Origin of the sequence: Vibrio sp. 10N.247.310.23 (genome assembly GCF_041467155.1) — a bacterium.
Lineage (GTDB): Bacteria > Pseudomonadota > Gammaproteobacteria > Enterobacterales > Vibrionaceae > Vibrio > Vibrio crassostreae_C.
Window position 1 is genome coordinate 14,067 of the sequence record NZ_JBFSTZ010000018.1, and the last position, 19,231, is coordinate 33,297.

General features: G+C 42.9%; 11 protein-coding genes. 1 reads left to right on the forward strand and 10 read right to left on the reverse strand.

Annotation, left to right across the window (positions count from 1 at the left end; genetic code table 11):
- Positions 1-10: 10 nt before the first annotated feature.
- From rlmKL to AB6D93_RS14680, 10 genes are all read right to left on the reverse strand, one after another.
- Positions 11-2,131: a bifunctional 23S rRNA (guanine(2069)-N(7))-methyltransferase RlmK/23S rRNA (guanine(2445)-N(2))-methyltransferase RlmL gene (gene rlmKL / locus AB6D93_RS14635; RefSeq protein WP_102333353.1), complete on the reverse strand. Its 2,121-nt coding sequence runs from the start codon at positions 2,129-2,131 to the stop codon at positions 11-13.
- 507 nt (positions 2,132-2,638) lie between these two features.
- The gene (locus AB6D93_RS14640; RefSeq protein WP_017063848.1) at positions 2,639-3,187 is read right to left on the reverse strand and encodes a cell division protein ZapC; all 549 of its coding nucleotides are present in this window, start codon (positions 3,185-3,187) and stop codon (positions 2,639-2,641) included.
- A gap of 206 nt (positions 3,188-3,393) precedes the next feature.
- Positions 3,394-4,404, reverse strand: coding sequence for a quinone-dependent dihydroorotate dehydrogenase (gene pyrD, locus AB6D93_RS14645; RefSeq protein ID WP_017063847.1), 1,011 nt, complete (start codon positions 4,402-4,404; stop codon positions 3,394-3,396).
- A gap of 330 nt (positions 4,405-4,734) precedes the next feature.
- Complete coding sequence (locus AB6D93_RS14650) at positions 4,735-9,576, reverse strand: NAD-glutamate dehydrogenase (RefSeq protein ID WP_017066961.1); 4,842 nt, start codon at positions 9,574-9,576, stop codon at positions 4,735-4,737.
- A 228-nt stretch (positions 9,577-9,804) separates the two neighbouring features.
- Complete coding sequence (locus AB6D93_RS14655) at positions 9,805-10,023, reverse strand: DUF2835 domain-containing protein (protein WP_081325156.1); 219 nt, start codon at positions 10,021-10,023, stop codon at positions 9,805-9,807.
- 219 nt (positions 10,024-10,242) lie between these two features.
- Positions 10,243-12,849, reverse strand: a complete 2,607-nt coding sequence (pepN, locus tag AB6D93_RS14660; protein WP_102333354.1) for an aminopeptidase N — start codon at positions 12,847-12,849, stop codon at positions 10,243-10,245.
- A gap of 218 nt (positions 12,850-13,067) precedes the next feature.
- Positions 13,068-13,751 carry a hypothetical protein gene (locus AB6D93_RS14665; RefSeq protein ID WP_017059686.1) on the reverse strand — a complete coding sequence of 228 codons (684 nt, stop codon included), beginning with the start codon at positions 13,749-13,751 and terminating at the stop codon, positions 13,068-13,070.
- A gap of 322 nt (positions 13,752-14,073) precedes the next feature.
- Positions 14,074-16,068 (reverse strand): carboxy terminal-processing peptidase, encoded by a 1,995-nt coding sequence (gene prc / locus AB6D93_RS14670; protein ID WP_102333355.1) that lies wholly within the window; start codon positions 16,066-16,068, stop codon positions 14,074-14,076.
- 17 nt (positions 16,069-16,085) lie between these two features.
- Positions 16,086-16,709, reverse strand: a complete 624-nt coding sequence (gene proQ / locus AB6D93_RS14675; protein WP_017057223.1) for an RNA chaperone ProQ — start codon at positions 16,707-16,709, stop codon at positions 16,086-16,088.
- 97 nt (positions 16,710-16,806) lie between these two features.
- Positions 16,807-17,298, reverse strand: coding sequence for a GAF domain-containing protein (locus tag AB6D93_RS14680; RefSeq protein WP_019823239.1), 492 nt, complete (start codon positions 17,296-17,298; stop codon positions 16,807-16,809).
- An 89-nt stretch (positions 17,299-17,387) separates the two neighbouring features.
- On the opposite strand from AB6D93_RS14680, the gene AB6D93_RS14685 reads away from it, so the two are divergent.
- Complete coding sequence (locus AB6D93_RS14685) at positions 17,388-19,184, forward strand: ABC transporter ATP-binding protein (RefSeq protein ID WP_102333356.1); 1,797 nt, start codon at positions 17,388-17,390, stop codon at positions 19,182-19,184.
- The last annotated feature ends 47 nt before the right edge of the window (positions 19,185-19,231 follow it).

A 19,231-nucleotide genomic window follows, 5' to 3' on the forward strand; every position in this document is an offset into this window, starting at 1 on the left:
GATCTCTTAACTACTTATGTGTAATCAACCAGCAGTTATGAATGTGCTTATTGCGAGAGAAGTCCAATGGAAGTGTCTTCGCTGAGATATTCTGAGCCTTAAGACCTAACTCATCTAGAGCTTCCAAGTCCATTTTGAAGTGACGCTTGTTGTTAGAGAACACAATCGTGCCTTCTTCACGAAGAAGACGTTTAAGGTTTTCCATCAGCTGAATGTGATCACGTTGAACATCGAAAGATTGATCCATACGCTTTGAGTTAGAGAACGTAGGTGGATCAATAAAGATCAGATCATAAGAACCCTGCTCTTTAGCTAGCCATTGTAGACAGTCAGCTTGAACAAACTGATGTTGACGACCAACACGACCGTTAAGCTCCATGTTCTCTTTCGCCCACTCTAGGTAGGTATTAGACATATCAACAGTAGTTGTAGAACGAGCACCACCCACAGCAGCATGAACAGATGCACTTCCTGTATAAGCAAACAAGTTTAGGAAATCCTTACCTGCGGCCATCTCACCGATACGACGACGAGTGATCTTATGATCTAGGAACAACCCGGTATCTAGGTAATCATGAAGATTAACAATCAGCTTAACGCCATACTCGTTTACTTCTAAGTTCGATGAGTCTTGAGCCAATTTCTGGTATTGAGAACGGCCTTTCTGTTTCTGACGAACTTTAAGCACAACGTTGTTTGCTTCTACGCCTGTTACTTGAATAGAAGCACGGATGATATTGGTTAAGCGACGTTTTGCCTTCTCTTCCGGTACATCTTTAGGCGCTGCGTATTCTTGAATCACAAGATGACCTGGGTATACATCAATCGCTACATTGTATTCTGGTAAGTCCGCATCGTAGATACGGTAACAATCTAATTGCTCTTTCTTAGCCCACTTGCCAATTTTACCGATGTTCTTTTTAAGACGGTTTGCGAAGTCAGGAGCAATTAACTGTTCTTGCTCGCCCGTTGGACGTTCTGACATCGGACGATCTGAAATTGAGTAGTTCTTTTGGTGACACGGTAACGCACCGTTATTCAATTTGAACTGTTTGTCTGCACGCATGCGTAAGCAGCTTAGTAGCTCGTCTGAGCTAGAGAAGATAGATGCGTTACAGCCACCAAATTCAGCTTTGAGCTGTGCACCGAATGCTGTGTAAAGTGCAATAAGACCCGGCTCGGTACCAAGACGCTCACCGTAAGGCGGGTTAGAAACAATCACACCATCAGTAAACTCTGTAGGACGCTTAAGCTTTGCAGCATCGCCTACTTCGAATTCAATCAACTCTTCAACACCGGCACGACGAGCATTGTCACGCGCAGTTTTGATCATACGTTCATCATTGTCGTAGCCATAGAACTTACATTCCACTTTCTTAACACCACGACGACCTAGAACGTTCGCTTCTGCTTTAACTTCAGCCCAAAGCTCAGGCTCGAAATCTTCTAGTGATTCAAAACACCACTTCTGACGTTTAACACCCGGTGCTAGGTTTGCAGCCATCATTGCAGCTTCAATCACTAACGTACCTGAACCACACATAGGATCTAAGAAAGGTTTCGTTGTATCCCAACCACTACGAAGAAGGATTGCAGCAGCTAGTGTTTCACGCAGCGGAGCACGACCTGATTCTGGACGGTAGCCACGTTGGTGAAGACCGCTACCCACCATATCAACACCAAGAATCGCTTTATCACGGTGTAAACGAACGTGGATACGAATGTCTGGGTTCTCTTTGCTAATAGAAGGACGAGGTAAAGACTTCTTCTCAAAGCAATCAACAACGGCATCTTTTACTTTCATCGCACCGTATTGGCTATTACGGATTTCGTTGTTCGTACCATTGAAGTCAACAACAAAACGCTTAGAGCTATGGAATTGATTTACCCAGTTAACCGCAGTGGTTGATAGGTACAAATCCATGTCGTCCATACAAGTGAATTCAGAAAGGACACGTACAAATCGAGAAGCCAAACGGCTCCACAAACAACAACGATAAATTTGCTCATTGGTCGCTTTGAATTTAACACCTGCTTGAACAGGTTTTGCGTTTGTAATCCCTAGTTGGGTTAGTTCTTCAACTAATAAATTCTCAAGGCCGTTTGAGGTAACCGCTAGATATTGATTCATAGTGTTCTTTTATTGATAAAAATGAGTTCGATTATACCTGAATTTGTAACTAGAGCATCACACTAAACACGTCTTTTCATTGAATCTTTCGACTAACTGGCTAGCAAATGCACAGTCTTGAAGCGATCGCTTACCCACATCCCCTTAGAACATAAGACCTATCAAACCAACTTCATTTCTGACCACTTATTAACCAAAGTAGCAATGTGAATTTATATTCACCTCAAAACTGGTATATACCAAAGGAGATTTATGGATGAAATTTAGCTACAAAAGACCAAAAACAGGGAATAAAGACGGTAGATTTACTCTTCTGGCGATGAAAACGGGCAGAAATTAAGGTGAAAAAATAGTCGTAAGTTCACTATTTAAATGGTTAAGCCGTGATGTATTTATCAGGATGAGGTTTTTTAGGCACAAAAAAATCGGCTAATGAGCCGATTCTGAGGAAGGTTTATACGTTTGTGTGCTGCGATGCGTGGTTGAAATGATGTGCTAGATTAGAGGTTAACCTACCATCGCTATGTGTGTCTGATGAAGGATAGCGTTCGCGTCTACCATTCTATCGTGCATCACCTTGATTGAGTCTCCAAATCGCAGTCCTTTTGAAGGCGTTAACAGGAACTCTTCTAGGTCAACAAATGCACATAGGCTCGCACACTCTCCCACTTCTAATACAATGAAATACCCTAAGCTATGCTCGTTATTCATTTGTACAATATCCCCTTCTTGAGGATATTCATGGCCAGTACCTTGTGAGTCGAAGAACCAACTCTTAGGCTGTACAGGCTTATGGAAACGCTTTGCTGCCACACAATAGAGTGCTAATTCAGCTTGACGAGGCTCAGACAGTTCTAAGCCAGAAATTTGTTCTTTGAAGGTTTGGTATGAAGATGCGTCATCAACGGTGAATTCATTATCTCGAAACGCGCAGTCCACCAGCTTATTGCGGACCAGATTCGTTTTGAAAATCATATCCTCTCCGAGGTTTAGCATTAATGAACATTGCTGCTCATCGTAATACCAACTCCATGTATCGCTAGGTTTAAGCATCATTTCGTCTCACACTGTTGAACCATTCCATTAGGTAAAACGCAAAATTACCTTCAATTACAGTAATTTTACTGAGCAATAGGCAAAAAAAAAGAGGAAATGAATTCCTCTTTCTTGTCGCTTTTCTCTACAACTCAGTGAGTTACAGTGTCTCTTTTATTAAGACGATGCCAGATTGTCGCTTTTCAGAAATAAAAGCGTCTTGCCGTTTAAAGATTTTTAACGATGTCACCTACAAGGCCTGGACCTTTGTAAATGAAACCAGAGTAAACTTGTACAAGCTTAGCGCCTGCCATCATTTTCTCTTTTGCAGCAACATACGAGTCAACACCACCTACTCCAATGATCGGCAGTTTGTCACCCAGCTCTTCGTGAAGTTTACGAACTACTTCAGTACTACGAGATTGAACAGGACGTCCACTTAGGCCACCCGCTTCATCACAATGTTTCATACCTTCAACGATTGAACGATCCAATGTTGTGTTTGTTGCGATCACACCATCGATCTTATTTTTGATCAATGATTCACAAATTTGGCGAATTTCGTCGTCGCTTAGATCCGGAGCAATCTTAAGAGCAAGAGGAACATATTTACCATGCTTCTCTTCCAGTTCAGATTGTTTCGTTTTAAGTTCAGACAATAGATCGTCTAGAGCTTCGCCGTATTGTAGAGAACGAAGTCCTGGAGTGTTTGGTGAAGAGATGTTCACAGCAATGTAACCAGCGTATTGATATACCTTCTCCATACAGATCAAGTAATCTTCAGCGCCCTTTTCAATTGGTGTGTCTTTATTCTTACCAATGTTAATGCCTAAGATGCCATCGTAGTTCGACTTCTTAACATTCTCAACAAGGTTGTCGACGCCTAGGTTGTTAAAACCCATGCGGTTGATGATACCTTCAGCTTCAACAAGACGGAATAAACGAGGTTTGTCGTTACCCGCTTGCGGACGTGGAGTCACTGTTCCTACTTCTACGAAACCAAAACCCATTGCGCCAAATGCATCAATACATTCGCCGTTTTTATCTAGGCCAGCAGCAAGGCCAACTGGGTTTTTAAAAGTAAGACCCATGCACTCTACAGGTCGGTGAGGTAATTGTTGGCGATACAAAAGATCAATAGGTGTGCCTGTGAAGCGCTTGAAATTTTGAATTGCAAGATCATGTGCCTTTTCGGCATCAAGTTGGAAAAAGCCAGTTCTGGCTAGACGGTAAAGCATTGTGCCTCCGATAGAAAAAAGCCCCGTGTAAACGGGGCGCTATTATTTACTTATTTACCCAACTATTCAATCTATTACTGTCTGTAAGGGTAAGATAATCAAGTTTGCTAACGAATGAGGTTCATTATTAAGCAAACGTTATCGTTTCTTCAAGTTATTAAGCCATTTCTAATCTCAACCTTAGTACAGCCATCAGGTCACTTAACAACAAACAACGTTTGCGTCGAAGTTTGTTCTTCAAAAGTCGTTAGGCCTATTGTTTCCACTTTACCGAAACGAAAAAGGCAGACCTTTTGGCCTGCCCTTATACTTTTTCGTCTTATCTAGTAACTAGTCTTTTGACATGCAGTTTAGATTCAACAGCATCAATTCACGCAGTGCTACTGAGAACTTAGCAAACTCATGAACAGAACCTACTTTGAATTCGTTTAGGATGCTTTCCCAACGATGTAGAGAAACAGAGTTACTTTCCATCCAGTCATCAAGCGCTTTAATCACATCGATATCTGAAGCACAACCACAGTTAAGTACTTGACCAGTTAACTGGCGTTGCTGCCAATCCAGATCTTCTCTGAATGCTGCACGCGCCAGTGCTTGCCAGTTGTTGTCTATAGCTTGGCCATTGATTTGCTTCAAGAACCAGTGCAGTGACAAACGGTCGCCTAGGTTGAAGTAAAGCTTAGACGCTTGCTGTACTGTTTTACCTGTTTCACGAGCCACTGTAGATATATCCAGTGCTGAGTACAGGCTAGACAAACGAGCCACTGAATTAGCCAGCTCAGCGTTTACACCTTGGTCAATCCATACTTGAGCCATTGCTTGATGCTCTTCTACTTCTGAAGCCACTAGGTTTTCATCCAGCTTCTCAGTAATTGCGACGACATCACCTTGGTAAAGCTCAATCAATGCATTCACTGACTGTTTACCGGTACGGTTTCTTAGCAACCAGCGTGCTAGACGACGAAGCGTACGACGTACATGGTAAAGCAATTCGTATTGAGCTTCAGAACTTGAGATGTTGTCCAGTTCACGGATGCTCTTCAATACCTTACCCAGGCCGTAGATTTCACGTGATGCCGCGTAAGCATTCGCAATATCAACAATGTTCGCGCCCGTCTCTTCTTGCAAGCGAGTCACGAAGTTACAGCCCATCTCGTTAACCATTTGGTTAGCAAGCGCAGTCGCAATGATCTCTGCACGAAGTGGATGGTTATCCATGTGCTGAGAGTAGTTACGGCGTAACTCTGTTGGGAAGTATTGCATCAGTTGTTGAGCATGGAACTCATCATTCGCAATGTCATCACTCACAAGATCTTCTTTTAGAACCATTTTACCGTAAGCGATCAATACTGATAGCTCTGGTCTTGTTAGTGCTTGGCCCTGCTTCTCACGTTCTAGCAGCGTTTCGTCATCTGGGATGTATTCCAAACCACGGTCTAAGTACCCGGCTTTTTCCATTGTGTGGATAAAGCGGATTTGCTCTTTCACTAAGCCTACACCTTGATGCTCAGTAACAGAGATAGACTCAGCTTGGCAGTAAGCGTCGTCTAGTACGATTTCACCTACTTCATCTTCCATAGATTCAAGAACTTGGTTACGTTGCTTAACGGTAAGATCACCATTAGACACCAAGCCATTCAAGAAGATCTTAATGTTAACTTCGTTATCCGAGCAATCTACACCACCAACGTTATCGACAAAGTCAGTATTAACTCGACCGCCCGTTAGAGCGTATTCAATACGACCCAATTGAGTCATACCCAAGTTACCGCCTTCACCAACAACCTTAGCTTTCAGGTCACGGCCATCGATACGTAGCACGTCATTTGCACGGTCACCCACATCGGTATGAGTCTCACTAGAAGACTTAACGTAAGTACCAATACCGCCGTTCCAAAGTAGATCAACTTTCATAGACAAGATCGCTTTGATCAAGTCGTTTGGTGCCATTGATGCTTTCTTGGTACCCAGCATTTTCTGAATTTCAGGTGTCAAAGAGATAGACTTCGCTCGGCGAGAGAAGATGCCACCACCTTGAGAAATCAGGTCTTTATTGTAATCTTCCCAACTTGAACGAGGCAGATTAAACAGACGGTCACGCTCTACCCAGCTTGATGCTGATTCTGGATTCGGGTCAATGAAGATGTGCATGTGGTTAAACGCAGCTTGCAAGCGAATGTGCTTAGATAGCAGCATACCGTTACCAAATACGTCACCCGCCATATCACCCACACCAATGGCAGTGAAGTCTGTGCTTTGACAGTTAATACCCATTTCGCGGAAGTGACGTTTAACCGATTCCCAGCCACCTTTCGCCGTGATACCCATGGCTTTGTGGTCGTAACCGTTAGAGCCACCCGATGCAAACGCATCACCTAGCCAGAAGTTGTACTCTTCAGCTACTGAGTTCGCTAGATCTGAGAATGTCGCGGTGCCTTTATCGGCTGCAACAACCAAGTATGGGTCATCTTCATCGTGACGAACAACGCTCTTAGGTGGGATAACCTCACCTTCAATGATGTTGTCTGAAACGTCTAGCAATGCACGGATGAAGCGCTTGTAACAACGTTGACCTTCAGCAAAGATCTCGTCTCGGCCAGACATCATGTGTTGACGCTTACAAACGAAACCACCTTTAGCACCAACCGGTACGATAACCGTGTTCTTAACTTGTTGCGCTTTAACTAGGCCTAGAATCTCAGTACGGAAGTCCTCTTGACGGTCTGACCAACGTAAACCACCGCGTGCTACTTTACCGCCACGTAAATGCACACCTTCAATGTCTGGTGCGTAAACGAAGATCTCAAACGCAGGAACCGGCGCAGGGATATCTGGAATCTCGCTTGGTCTCATTTTCAGAGCCAACCAAGGTTTAGACTGCTTATTCTCGTCTACTTGGTAGTAGTTAGTACGAAGCGTTGCAGTGATCATTTCCATGTAGCGACGAATGATACGATCATCATCCAAGCTTTCTACATGATCCAACTGTTCAGTGATCTTCTTAATAAGATCTTGTTGGCCTTTTACGCTGCCCTTCAGTTTCGGGTCAAAACGCTTGCCGAATAGGCTCACTAGCCCTTTCGCTAATTCTGGGTAATGAGACAATGTGTCTTCAATGTATTGTTGGCTGAATGGGAAACCAACTTGACGCATGTAACGAGCATAAGCACGTAAGATTGAGATTTCACGGCCAGAAAGACCAGCGCCAAGTACTAAGCGGTTGAAACCATCGCTGTCTAACTCACCCGCCCAGATTGCCGCAAAGGCTTGTTGGAAAAGATCGCGAGCTTCACGAAGATCAATGGTCTTATCGCTCTTGTGCAGCATAGAGAAATCAAGGATCCAATAGGTCACACCGTTGGTTTTACGCACTTCATATGGAGATTCACCGATAACGCGTAGGCCAAAGTTTTCAAGCATTGGCATAACATCAGAAAGGTGAATTGGCTCATCGCTGTGGTAGAACAACTTCAAACGAACGGCTTTTGAATCTGCCGCTTCTTCTTGAGGACGGTAGAAAAGCATACCCAGTTTGTTGTCTTCACTTAGCGCTTCTAAACGTTCAATGTCGGCAACAGCAGAACCTGGCATCATGTCTTCTTTGTACGAACGTGGGAATGCACGCATGTACTCTTTCGACAATGGAAGACCTTTGCTTTCACCGAAGTTTGCAATGATAGATTCAGACAGACGGTCATCCCACGTAGACGATACTTCCATTAAATTTTGCTCAATTGTTTTCACGTCCACATCCATGTTGTTGTTATCAACACGAACAATATAGTGCGTTCTTGCTAGCGGGCTTTCAGAGAAGTACGTTGTAAATTCAACCTCTTCTTCACAACCAAAGTACTGTTTCAAGATGCGCTGTGTTTGGCGACGAAGCTCAGTGTTGTAACGATCTTTTGTTACGTAAACCATGCAGCTAAAGAAACGACCAAACGGGTCTTTGCGAACAAACAAACGCAGGAGATCGCGATCTTGCATTTGTACTACGCCCGTACCGACTTCTAGTAGCTCTTCTTCTCGAGCTTGCAGCAGTTCATCACGTGGGTAGTTTTCAAGAATGTTGTGCAGCGCTTTGTAAGAGTATGAACCTTCACGGTAACCACTCGCATCCAAAATACGTTCTACTTTCTCGCGAACAAGAGGAATCGTTTCAACGGTTTGGTTATAAACGGCAGATGTGTAAAGACCAGTAAAGCGGTGCTCACCAATGACCTTACCGTTCTTATCGAACTTCTTAATACCAATGTAATCGTTGTAAGCTGGGCGGTGAATGCGTGAAGCCGTGTTGCCCTTGGTTACGATAAGCACATAAGGCTTTTTCGCTTCAAGACGTGCCGAATCAGAAAACTCAGATAGCTTAACGTTACGTACACGATCTGAGTTCGCAAACAAACCAAGACCTTGCTCCTTGGTCGGTTGCAGTTCAGTGTCGCCGTTAACTGAAACTAGGTCATATTCCTTATAACCCATGAATGTAAAGTTGTGTTGGCCTAACCAACGAAGAAACGCCAACGTTTCATCAAAGCGCTGGCCGTCTACTGGAATGCTCTCTTTTTGCTGTTCAACTTGATTGGTCACTTCTTCAAGTCTTTCAACCATTTTCAACCAATCGTTCACGACTAAGCTAGTGTCGGTAAAGATATCCAGCAACTCCGTTTTAAGTGCTGTCATTTCAGCTTTACTACTCAGACGGTCAACTTCGATATGGAAAAGCGATTGGAATGCACCTTCGTTATTGCTTACACCGACAACACTGCCCTTATCTGAGCGAGAGATTTGTGTTGGGTTATGAAGCATAAGGTGAGAAGAAAGGTCTAGGCGAGTCAATGCCATTTTTACGGAATCAACAAGGAATGGACTGTCTGGAACGACTATCTCAACGATAGTATGAGTAGACTGCCAACCTTGACGACTTACCGTCGGGTTGAATACGCGTACAGAGATTTCGTCGGCTTTCTTTTCATTGATGTGATGCCATAAGCTAACTACAGCACCATATAAATCGGATTCGTTTCTCTGAGTTAGATCGTCGTGAGAAACGTTACTAAACAAGTGTTGAGCAAGTTGAGTTACGAGAGGTCGATGAGCAAGGTCAAGTTTGTCTTGAATCAGCTTGTAAACTTTTTCAAGTAAAACTGGAACCACAGTTTCACGTGCGGTCATAGTCACACTCCACAATTAGAATTATATTTTATTATTAGGGGGATCACTTAATCTGGTGTTTGAAACGTGCCGTTGAGCGCTTTTCTACTAACGAGTTAAGCAAAGGTAATGCATTCATTTATTGTAAAAGCATTATTGAAAAATAGTTAATTGTTTTGGAGGTGGTAAGAGCTGAAATGTTTGATTATGTGATTAAGATTCCTTTTAACTCACTAGGCACGCCAAGGTTTACAGAGCTTCTAACTTAATAAACTTATTTTTTTGGTCAGTTGTCAGCCTAAACTGCCCTCTAACCCCTATTTGTGTAAGAAATGGTCTGAACCGAGTTGCAGGTAACTGTAAGCGTAAACCTGTTGTTGTTATCACTTGAACTTTACTTGCCGTACCAGAATAGCTGGCCAAAAACTGCTGATATGAGATGTTAAGTTGGAAAATATAGCGATTCATACGATACCTGTATAAATATACAGTGCTAGTGTTTTTTGGCACTTTTAGATGTCTGACGGTGAAACTGAACTTGAAGCTGCTCTAGCTTATCGAAAATTCGATGAACCAGAAACAAAAAATCAGTGGCAGATATTCTCTACCACTGATGACCTTTCGTTGTAGCAAACAGTTTATTAGTAAACCGCTTATTAGCAAACAGTTACCTGAATGCGCGCTGACTTAAGCCTCTAGTGCTTTCGTCACTTTCTCAAACAAGTCTTTTGCTAGGTTGTCCATGTTCTTTAACGTCTCTAGTTCTTTTTTGATCAGAGCTTGGCGTTCATCGTCGTACTTACGGAATTTAAGAAGTGGATCAATCAGACGTGAAGCCACTTGCGGGTTGCTGCTGTTCAGTTCACGTAAGATCTCGCCTGCAAATGCATAGCCTTGACCAGACTTGTCGTGGAATTGAACCGGGTTCATGTTTAAGAATGAACCGACCAAGTTACGGGTACGGTTCGGGTTCTTCAAACTGAACGCCTGGTGCGACATCGACGCTTTGATCACTTCAAGTGCGTTTGAACTTGGGTTTGTACCTTGCAATGCAAACCACTTATCCATAACAAGACCATCGTGTTTCCACTTGTCACTGTAATCCACCATCAAGGTTTCACGACATGGTAGTTGTGCACTGTTTGCCGCGCCCATTGCTGCCATCGTATCTGTCATGTTGTTTGCTTGCTGGTACATCGCAACAACCAAGTCATTACCCTGCTCTGTATGTGCTAAGTAACTTAGGCAAACTTTACGTAGAGTACGCTTACCAATCGAATCGTGATCGACCGTGTATTCTGTTAGTGCGTGGCTGTGATAAACCGCCGCTAACTCGTCTTCAAGTTCTGCAGCTAGTGTGACTTTCATTGAGTTAAGAACCGATGCGACCGCATCAATATCAACGCGCTCGTACCAACCCGATACTTCATTGTGGCTTGGTAGAGAAAGCATTTCTGCAATAAACGCAGGCTCTAGTGAATCACTCAGCAGTACGCCACGGAATGCATCAACAACAGAATCAGAAAGCTCAAACGCTTGACCCTGCTGAACTTTCTCCACGTTACTGCGGATGTACTTCGCTAATAGCATTTGACCCGCATCCCAACGAGAGAATTCATTGCGAGCATTCACCATCAAGAAGATCAGTTCTTCATCTGAGTAGTCATATTCCAATTTCACTGGCGCAGAAAATTCACGAAGTAATGATGGGATCGGTTGCTCAGAAACGTTTTCAAACACGAACGTTTGCTCTGCTTCTTTCACATCTAATACATTATGAACTGGCTTACCGTTACATTGTAACTCAACAACTTCACCCGCAGCTGTGTACAGCTCGATATCAAGAGGAATATGCAGAGCCTGCTTTTCCGTTTGCTCATGAGTTGGCGCTGTTACTTGGCGAGTTGTTAACGTGTACTGTTTCTTCTCTGCGTCGTACTTACTTTCAACAGACAGCGTCGGCGTACCAGACTGGCTGTACCATAAGCGGAACTGAGATAAGTCAACGCCCGACGCATCTTCCATTGCCGCGACGAAGTCTTCACATGTTGCAGCCGTACCATCGTGACGTTCGAAGTACAGCTTCATGCCTTTTTGGAAACCATCTTCGCCCAACAATGTGTGGATCATACGGATCACTTCACTGCCCTTTTCGTACACTGTCAAAGTATAGAAGTTATTCATTTCTATCACTTTTTCTGGACGAATTGGATGAGACATTGGGCTAGCATCTTCTGCAAATTGTGGACCGCGAATGATACGTACATTGTTAATACGGTTTACTGCGCGAGAACCAAGATCAGATGAGAATTCTTGGTCACGGAATACCGTTAAGCCTTCTTTCAGACTTAACTGGAACCAATCGCGACACGTCACTCGGTTACCTGTCCAGTTGTGGAAATATTCATGGCCGATTACTGCTTCAATACCTAGGTAATCTGTATCCGTTGCAGTTTGGTCGTTTGCTAGAACGAACTTCGAATTGAATACGTTCAAGCCTTTGTTTTCCATCGCACCCATGTTGAAGAAATCAACGGCTACGATCATGTAGATGTCTAAGTCGTATTCAAGATTGAAACGTTCTTCGTCCCACTTCATTGAGTTAATCAAAGAAACCATCGCGTGGCTCGCACGGTCTAGATTGCCTTTATCAACAAAGATTTCTAGGTCAACTTTACGACCCGATTGTGTAGTGTATGCGTCACGAAGTACATCAAAGTCACCCGCTACTAAAGCAAACAAGTACGCTGGTTTTGGATGTGGGTCTTGCCACTTCACCCAATGACGACCGTTTTCAGCTTCACCTTCATCTACACGGTTACCATTACTTAATAAGAATGGGTTCTCTGCTTTGTCTGCAATTACCGTTGTAGTGAATTTCGCCAACACATCTGGGCGATCCATGTAGTAAGTGATACGGCGGAAACCTTCAGCTTCACATTGAGTACAGAACGCGCCACCCGACTTGTACAAGCCTTCAAGTGCACTGTTCCCTTCAGGGTTAACTTCGGTAACGATGGTTAGAGTAAATTCTTTTGGAAGGTCATTCAGCGTAAGTTGAGTTTCAGACTGCTCGTACTGAGTCCATTCGTTGCCTTCAACCAAAACAGAAACCAACTTCAAGCCTTCACCATCAAGTACTAATGTCGTGCTGTCTTTCTCCTGCTTAACACTAGAAACAGCCGTAACAATGGATGCTGAATCGTACAAATCGAAAGTAAGATCGATTTCAGAAATCGTGTGAGATGGTGATTGATAATCTTTACGATACTTGGCTTGAGGTGTATGTGCCATGACGGGTTCCTTTTGATCGTTATACGTAATTATTTTTTAACTGTATATATCTAAAGGTTGAGCGCCAATAAAACAAGGGGAATATTAAAAAAAGGAGGCATTGTAAGAAAATGCCTCCATGTTTTGCTATTTTATCAATCAAATCAGACAGGAACGCCTAAGAAATGAACTGTGCACAATATTATCAACGAGTACGCCGTTACTGCTAAAACTCACGATTATCGAATGCGATTGAGTACCGCAAACATATCTCCCTCTTCACCTTGCAGCGTTAACACATCGCTGTTCAGTGTATATCGAGTGCCGTGTTCACCGTTCTCATAAAGTAACACTAGTTGATCGCCTTCTGTGTAATACACCCCGCGACGAATGACTTCACCACCTTCTTCATCTGATACTCGGAACATGAATATAAAGTCCGGCTGAAGGACTAAATCCATTTTTTGAATGTTACTCGCACGTAGATCGCTTCCAGACAGTTGGGCACTGGACCAGATTCCCGCCAATGCATTTGGCAAGGCCTTGGTGAACATAACACCGTTAAGATTCAGCATGTTGTGATTACTGCTGTACGCGTAAACCTGAGGTTCTGAGGTATTCAAACCCAAAATAATCGTGTCTTCATTGGCGTTATACAAACCTTCCCAATGATCGACACTGTAGTCTTTCTTTTGGATATCGATAGTGAATGAGTAGTTTGAATCAAGAGTGAGCTTGATCGCTCTAAAGTTTTCAGTGCCTTGCTCAGGATCAGGATTCATCAAATACCAATCACCAAGCAGCAAAGGAAGGTCAAAATGAGATAGATTACTATCACTTTTTGATTGTTGGCTACTCGAAGCGACCTCGCTCCCAAAAGCCACAAAACTTAAACAAGATAAAAATAGTAGAATCCATTTCATAAGCGTCCCCTCGTTTTCTTTAAGCTTAGGCACGTAATGAATAGAAAGCGAAAAAATATGATCTAAGTCACTAAATTTTAAGTGCGAAGTAACTTAAATGTCATTATCACTCGAAAAATAATACTTAAGTTTAGTTATTTTTACAGTGTACTTCACAGCCGAAAATCAAATAACAGTGGTTCTGCAGCAAGTTAAAAAGCGAGGAAGCATGCCGTTAACATGACATTATTCGAGGCAAGAACACAGATACAAAAAAAGCGAGCCTAAGCTCGCTTTTCAAATAGTACGTCTTTAAACAATCACCTTATAACAGGTATTTTGTTTATTTCTTGATCATATCCAGCATGATAGCAACTGATTCATCAAGATAAGCATCCGGGGCTTCGTAGTCTTTTGGAATATCATCCAACGTTTTAAATGCCTCTAACTTAGCGGCTTTTTGACGTTGGTTAATACGCTCTAGACGAAGCGCATCCGCATCATCACTCTCTTGTTGACGAACCTTTTCATTCAGAGAAAGGTCATTGTCGTCTTTATCTGCCTTATATTTTTCAATATCTTGCGCGATAAAGCCAAATTCCATGTCTGTTGCGATACGAGCTTCGTGTTTAGCCGTCAACGCTGCGATCTGCTCATCGTTACGCTGTAACACTGAGTACTTCGCTTTGTCGATGCTGTCCCAAGGAAGAGCGTTGTCTTCAACACTTTCACCAGTATCTGCAGGATCAATTGGCGTTGGGTAAGCAATATCAGGTACTACACCCTTGTTTTGCGTACTACCACCATTGATTCGGTAGAATTTTTGGATTGTGTATTGAACGTAGCCTAACTCTTTATCGAACAAATCATAAATATGATTCAAAGAGCGATGCTGTTGCACCGTACCTTTACCGAAAGAGTTTTCACCCAAGATAATTGCACGGCCATAATCTTGCATCGCTGCTGCAAAGATTTCAGACGCTGAAGCACTGTAGCGATTCACCAATACCGTTAACGGGCCTTGGTAACTGATTTGACCATCAGTATCGCTGTTCACTTTGACACGACCGTAGCTATCACGAACCTGAACAACAGGTCCTTCTTTGATAAACAAACCAGAGAGTTCAGTTGCTTCAGTCAGTGCACCACCACCGTTGTTTCGGAGGTCAACAATAATACCTTCAACACCTTGCTCTTTAAGCTCGGTGATCAGTTTATCGGTATCTTTAGAAAGGCCAACGTAGAAACTTGGTACTTCTAATACACCAATTTTCTTGCCGTCTTTCTCGATCACTTCTGATTTAACAGCGCGGTCTTCTAAACGAATCTTATCGCGAACAATTGTGACAACGTGACTTTTTGCATCTTTACCATCTGGCAAGATCTGTAGCTTAACTTTGGTCCCTTTAGGGCCTTTAATAAGTTGTACTACATCGTCTAAACGCCAGCCGATAACATCAACAATTTCTTCGCCATCTTGACCAACACCAACAATGCGGTCTCCATCACTCAATTGTTTGCTGTTTGACGCAGGGCCACCAGCAACTAAAGAGCGAATAACGGTGTAGTCGTCTGTCATCTGAAGCACAGCACCAATACCTTCTAGAGATAGGTTCATCTCAGATTGGAATTGTTCTGCATTTCTTGGAGAAAGGTAACTTGTGTGAGGATCAACTTCACGCGCAAATGCGTTCATGTAGATCTGGAAAGCATCTTCATTATGCGATTGCGTAATACGCTTCATCGCATTGTTGTAACGCTTTTCCAAAACTTCTTGAATCTCTGGCCACTCTTTACCAGTAAGTTTTAGATTCAACGCATCATATTTAACGCGTTTTCTCCAAAGCTCATTCACTTCAGCGATATCTTTTGGCCACTCAGCTTCACTACGATTGAGCTCAATACTTTCATCGGTATCAAACTTAATCTCTGTATCTAGCAAAGACAATGCATATTGAAAACGTTCAAAACGCTTCTGCATAGACAAATTATAAACATCGAATGCAATCTGGTTATTGCCTGCTTTCAGTTGATCATCAATTTGTATAGATGACGCAGCGAAAGAGTCAATATCAGCTTGAGTGAAGATATTACGATTATAATCCAGCATCTCTAAGTAACGATTAAAGATAGCTTGAGAGAAATCATCGTTGAGATTGAAGTGTTTATAGTGAGAACGAGTAAATCGAGAAGTAACACGTTTACTAGCAGTTTCGTGTTGGACCTCAGGAGCGAGTAGAGGTAAATCGTCCTGATCTAATTTGGCTTCAAGAGCCTGAGCTGAAGCTGCTAGCCAAAAGCTAGCAGCAATCAGTGTCAATTTTGAACGGCATTTCATGCGTAGGAGTATCTCCTTTAAGCGCGCAAGTGCTCCGCTTTAACAACCATTTGTAGGCCGTTTGCTAACTGAACACGCACATCTTCCTTATTGATTTCAACAATGGTCGCAGCCATGTTTCCTTTACCCATGTTCACATTTACTTCTTTGCCAGCGATGAATTCGTCAGCGTTCAAAGCGCGTGTTTCTACAGGCTTTTCTACTTTTGGTGCTTTAGGCGCTTGACGACGAGGCTGTTGAGCTTTCTTCGCCTTAGGTTTCGCTTTGCCTTCTTCACGAGCTTTTTGTGCTTGTTCTTTACGACGAGCCTGAACTTTCGCTTTGCTTTCAGCAAGTGTAGCTTTAGCGTGTTCAACGTGCTCTTCTTCTAGTGTGCCACACGCGTTGCCGTCTAGGTCAACACGTTCTGCGCCAGCTTTTACGCCGTGCAGGTAACGCCATGATGATGTGTACTGTCTTAACGCTGCACGAAGCTGAGTCTTACTTACTTTTTCGTCTTCATTTAGACGTTCAGCAAGATCTTGAAAAATACCAATTTTAAGTGGCTTCGCTTCACCTTCTAGAGTAAAGCATTTAGGGAAACATTCAGCAATATATGCGATAACTTCTTTGCTGTTTTTTAACTTTTCAGTGTTTTCCATGTGGGTTCCTGGTTTTTGCGGTTTTCCGCGAGCATTAAGAAAATATTTTTACGTATTATAGAGAGATGCTTGGGAAAAACCACAGTAAGAGAATAATTTATGCCTTGTTCGCGTGCGAATTAAGCAGCTTTTCCACTTCTGCCATGAAAAATGTCAATCCGTCCTCGTCAATTTGAGAAAAACGACCAACATTTGGGCTATCAATATCAAGAACGCCCGCGATTTTTCCGCCAATCGAGAACGGAATAACGATTTCTGAGTTACTTGCAGCGTCACAAGCGATGTGACCTTCGAACTCATGAACATCATGAATGCGCTGAACTGTATTCGTCGCAACCGCAGTTCCACACACTCCACGCCCTACCGGAATTCGCACACAAGCAGGTTGACCTTGGAAAGGACCCAGTACAAGTTCGTCTTTTTCCTTAGCTTGATCCTGCTTCATTAAATAGAAACCCGCCCAATTCAATTCATCCAATTCCATGAATAATAAAGAACTGATATTAGCAAGATTAGCAGTTAGATCGGTTTCTGATTCAATTAATGCAACGGCTTGTTTGGTTAAGCGTTGGTAATGTTCTATTTTCATATTAACTTCCAATTAAATTGAGACTTCCATTATCAAGAGAACGCAGTAGAATGCGGTCATCAAACTAAATAGGACTTATTCTCATTACAATGAACAATTCAGAAGACACTATTAGCCGTTCTTGGTTAATAACTCAAGTAAAAAAACACAAGTCCAAATTACTGTTTGCTAACATTATTGCCATACTTGCAACTCTCATCAGTGTCCCTATCCCGTTGCTCATGCCATTAATGGTTGATGAAGTATTACTTGATAAGCCTGCTTCTGGCTTAGAGATGATGAACCACCTACTTCCATCTTCATTACAAACACCGACTGGCTATATAGCACTAACTTTGTTGTTAGTGATTATCATGCGCTCCGTTAGCCAAGCGTTGAACATTCTGCAAGGGCGTCAGTTTACGCTTGTGTCCAAAACAATTACCTATCAAATGCGCAGCAAGATGATAGATAAGCTTGGTCGCATCAGTATTAGACAATACGAAACCAAAGGCAGCGGCGGTATCAACGCCCACCTAATAACAGACATAGAGACAATAGATAAGTTCATTGGCTCGACTCTTTCTAAATTTATCATCAGCTTCCTGACCGTGTTCGGTACAGCGATCGTGCTGTTGTGGCTAGAGTGGCGTTTAGGGTTGTTCATTTTACTGGTCAATCCTGTTGTGATTTATTTCTCCCGTAAACTAGGCAGCAGGGTCAAACACCTTAAGAAATACGAAAACCAATCTTTTGAGCGCTTTCAAAACCGTTTGGTGGAAACCTTAGATGGCATTTACCAACTGCGCGCGGCGAATAAAGAGCGTATCTTTCTCGATGAGCTTAAGGTTCAAGCAAACCAAGTAAGAATCGACGCCGACAAATACGCTTGGCAATCTGAAGCTGCTGGCCGTGTTTCGTTTCTACTCTTCTTATTAGGTTTCGAGCTTTTCCGTGCCGTCGCGATGCTAATGGTGTTATTCAGTGACTTAACCATTGGTCAGATTTTCGCGGTATTTGGCTACTTGTGGTTCATGTTAGGCCCAGTTCAAGAGCTACTAGGGATTCAATTCTCTTGGTATAGCGCGAAAGCGGCACTGCAACGCATCAACGATCTTCTTCAGTTAGAAGAAGAGAAGCGCCCTATCAGTAAAGTGAACCCATTTACTGAAGATCAAGAAGTGACAGTCGACATCGAAGACGTTACATTCTCTTACACATTAGAAAACACTGTTTTAAATAGGCTATCGCTGCACATCCCTGCAGGTAAAAAAGTCGCTTTGGTCGGTGCGAGTGGAGGGGGTAAATCTACGTTAATCCAGTTGCTGATTGGGGTTTACCAAGCAGACTCAGGTTGCATTCGCTATAACGGTGAAACAACCGATGACATCAGCTTTGATGTAATACGCAATCAAATTGCCGTTGTTTTACAACAACCTATACTCTTTAACGATACATTAAGGCATAATCTGACCCTTGGTGCTGAATACGACGAAATGTCGTTGTGGCGTGCGCTTGAAGTCGCTCAAATGCAAGATGTCATCAAGCAACTGAGCAATGGCTTAGATACACAAATTGGTAGGAATGGCGTTCGACTGTCTGGTGGTCAACGACAACGCTTAGCAATAGCTCGTATGGTGCTGAGCAATCCTAAGTTTGTTATTCTTGATGAAGCGACATCTGCACTCGATACAGCAACAGAGTCAGCACTGCATAAAGCGTTGAGCGAGTTTTTGAAAGATCGCACAACTTTGATAGTGGCTCATCGATTATCAGCGGTGAAACAAGCCGATCTAATCTATGTTTTAGAAGATGGACAAGTCACACAGACGGGAACACATGGTGAATTGGTTGAACAACAAGGACTCTATCAAACACTCTACGGCAGTGTGCAATCGCACGCCTGATGTTTGCGGCTCTGAGTCTTTAAGTCGGGTTGCTAACCTAACTTACG

Bases quoted from the DNA above. Each gene is read 5' to 3' on its own strand.
- AB6D93_RS14685 (WP_102333356.1), top strand. From the start codon at position 17,388: ATGAACAATTCAGAAGACACTATTAGCCGTTCTTGGTTAATAACTCAA.
- pepN (WP_102333354.1), bottom strand. From the start codon at position 12,849: ATGGCACATACACCTCAAGCCAAGTATCGTAAAGATTATCAATCACCA.
- rlmKL (WP_102333353.1), bottom strand. From the start codon at position 2,131: ATGAATCAATATCTAGCGGTTACCTCAAACGGCCTTGAGAATTTATTA.
- AB6D93_RS14640 (WP_017063848.1), bottom strand. From the start codon at position 3,187: ATGATGCTTAAACCTAGCGATACATGGAGTTGGTATTACGATGAGCAG.
- AB6D93_RS14665 (WP_017059686.1), bottom strand. From the start codon at position 13,751: ATGAAATGGATTCTACTATTTTTATCTTGTTTAAGTTTTGTGGCTTTT.
- AB6D93_RS14650 (WP_017066961.1), bottom strand. From the start codon at position 9,576: ATGACCGCACGTGAAACTGTGGTTCCAGTTTTACTTGAAAAAGTTTAC.
- AB6D93_RS14655 (WP_081325156.1), bottom strand. From the start codon at position 10,023: ATGAATCGCTATATTTTCCAACTTAACATCTCATATCAGCAGTTTTTG.
- prc (WP_102333355.1), bottom strand. From the start codon at position 16,068: ATGAAATGCCGTTCAAAATTGACACTGATTGCTGCTAGCTTTTGGCTA.
- AB6D93_RS14680 (WP_019823239.1), bottom strand. From the start codon at position 17,298: ATGAAAATAGAACATTACCAACGCTTAACCAAACAAGCCGTTGCATTA.
- proQ (WP_017057223.1), bottom strand. From the start codon at position 16,709: ATGGAAAACACTGAAAAGTTAAAAAACAGCAAAGAAGTTATCGCATAT.
- pyrD (WP_017063847.1), bottom strand. From the start codon at position 4,404: ATGCTTTACCGTCTAGCCAGAACTGGCTTTTTCCAACTTGATGCCGAA.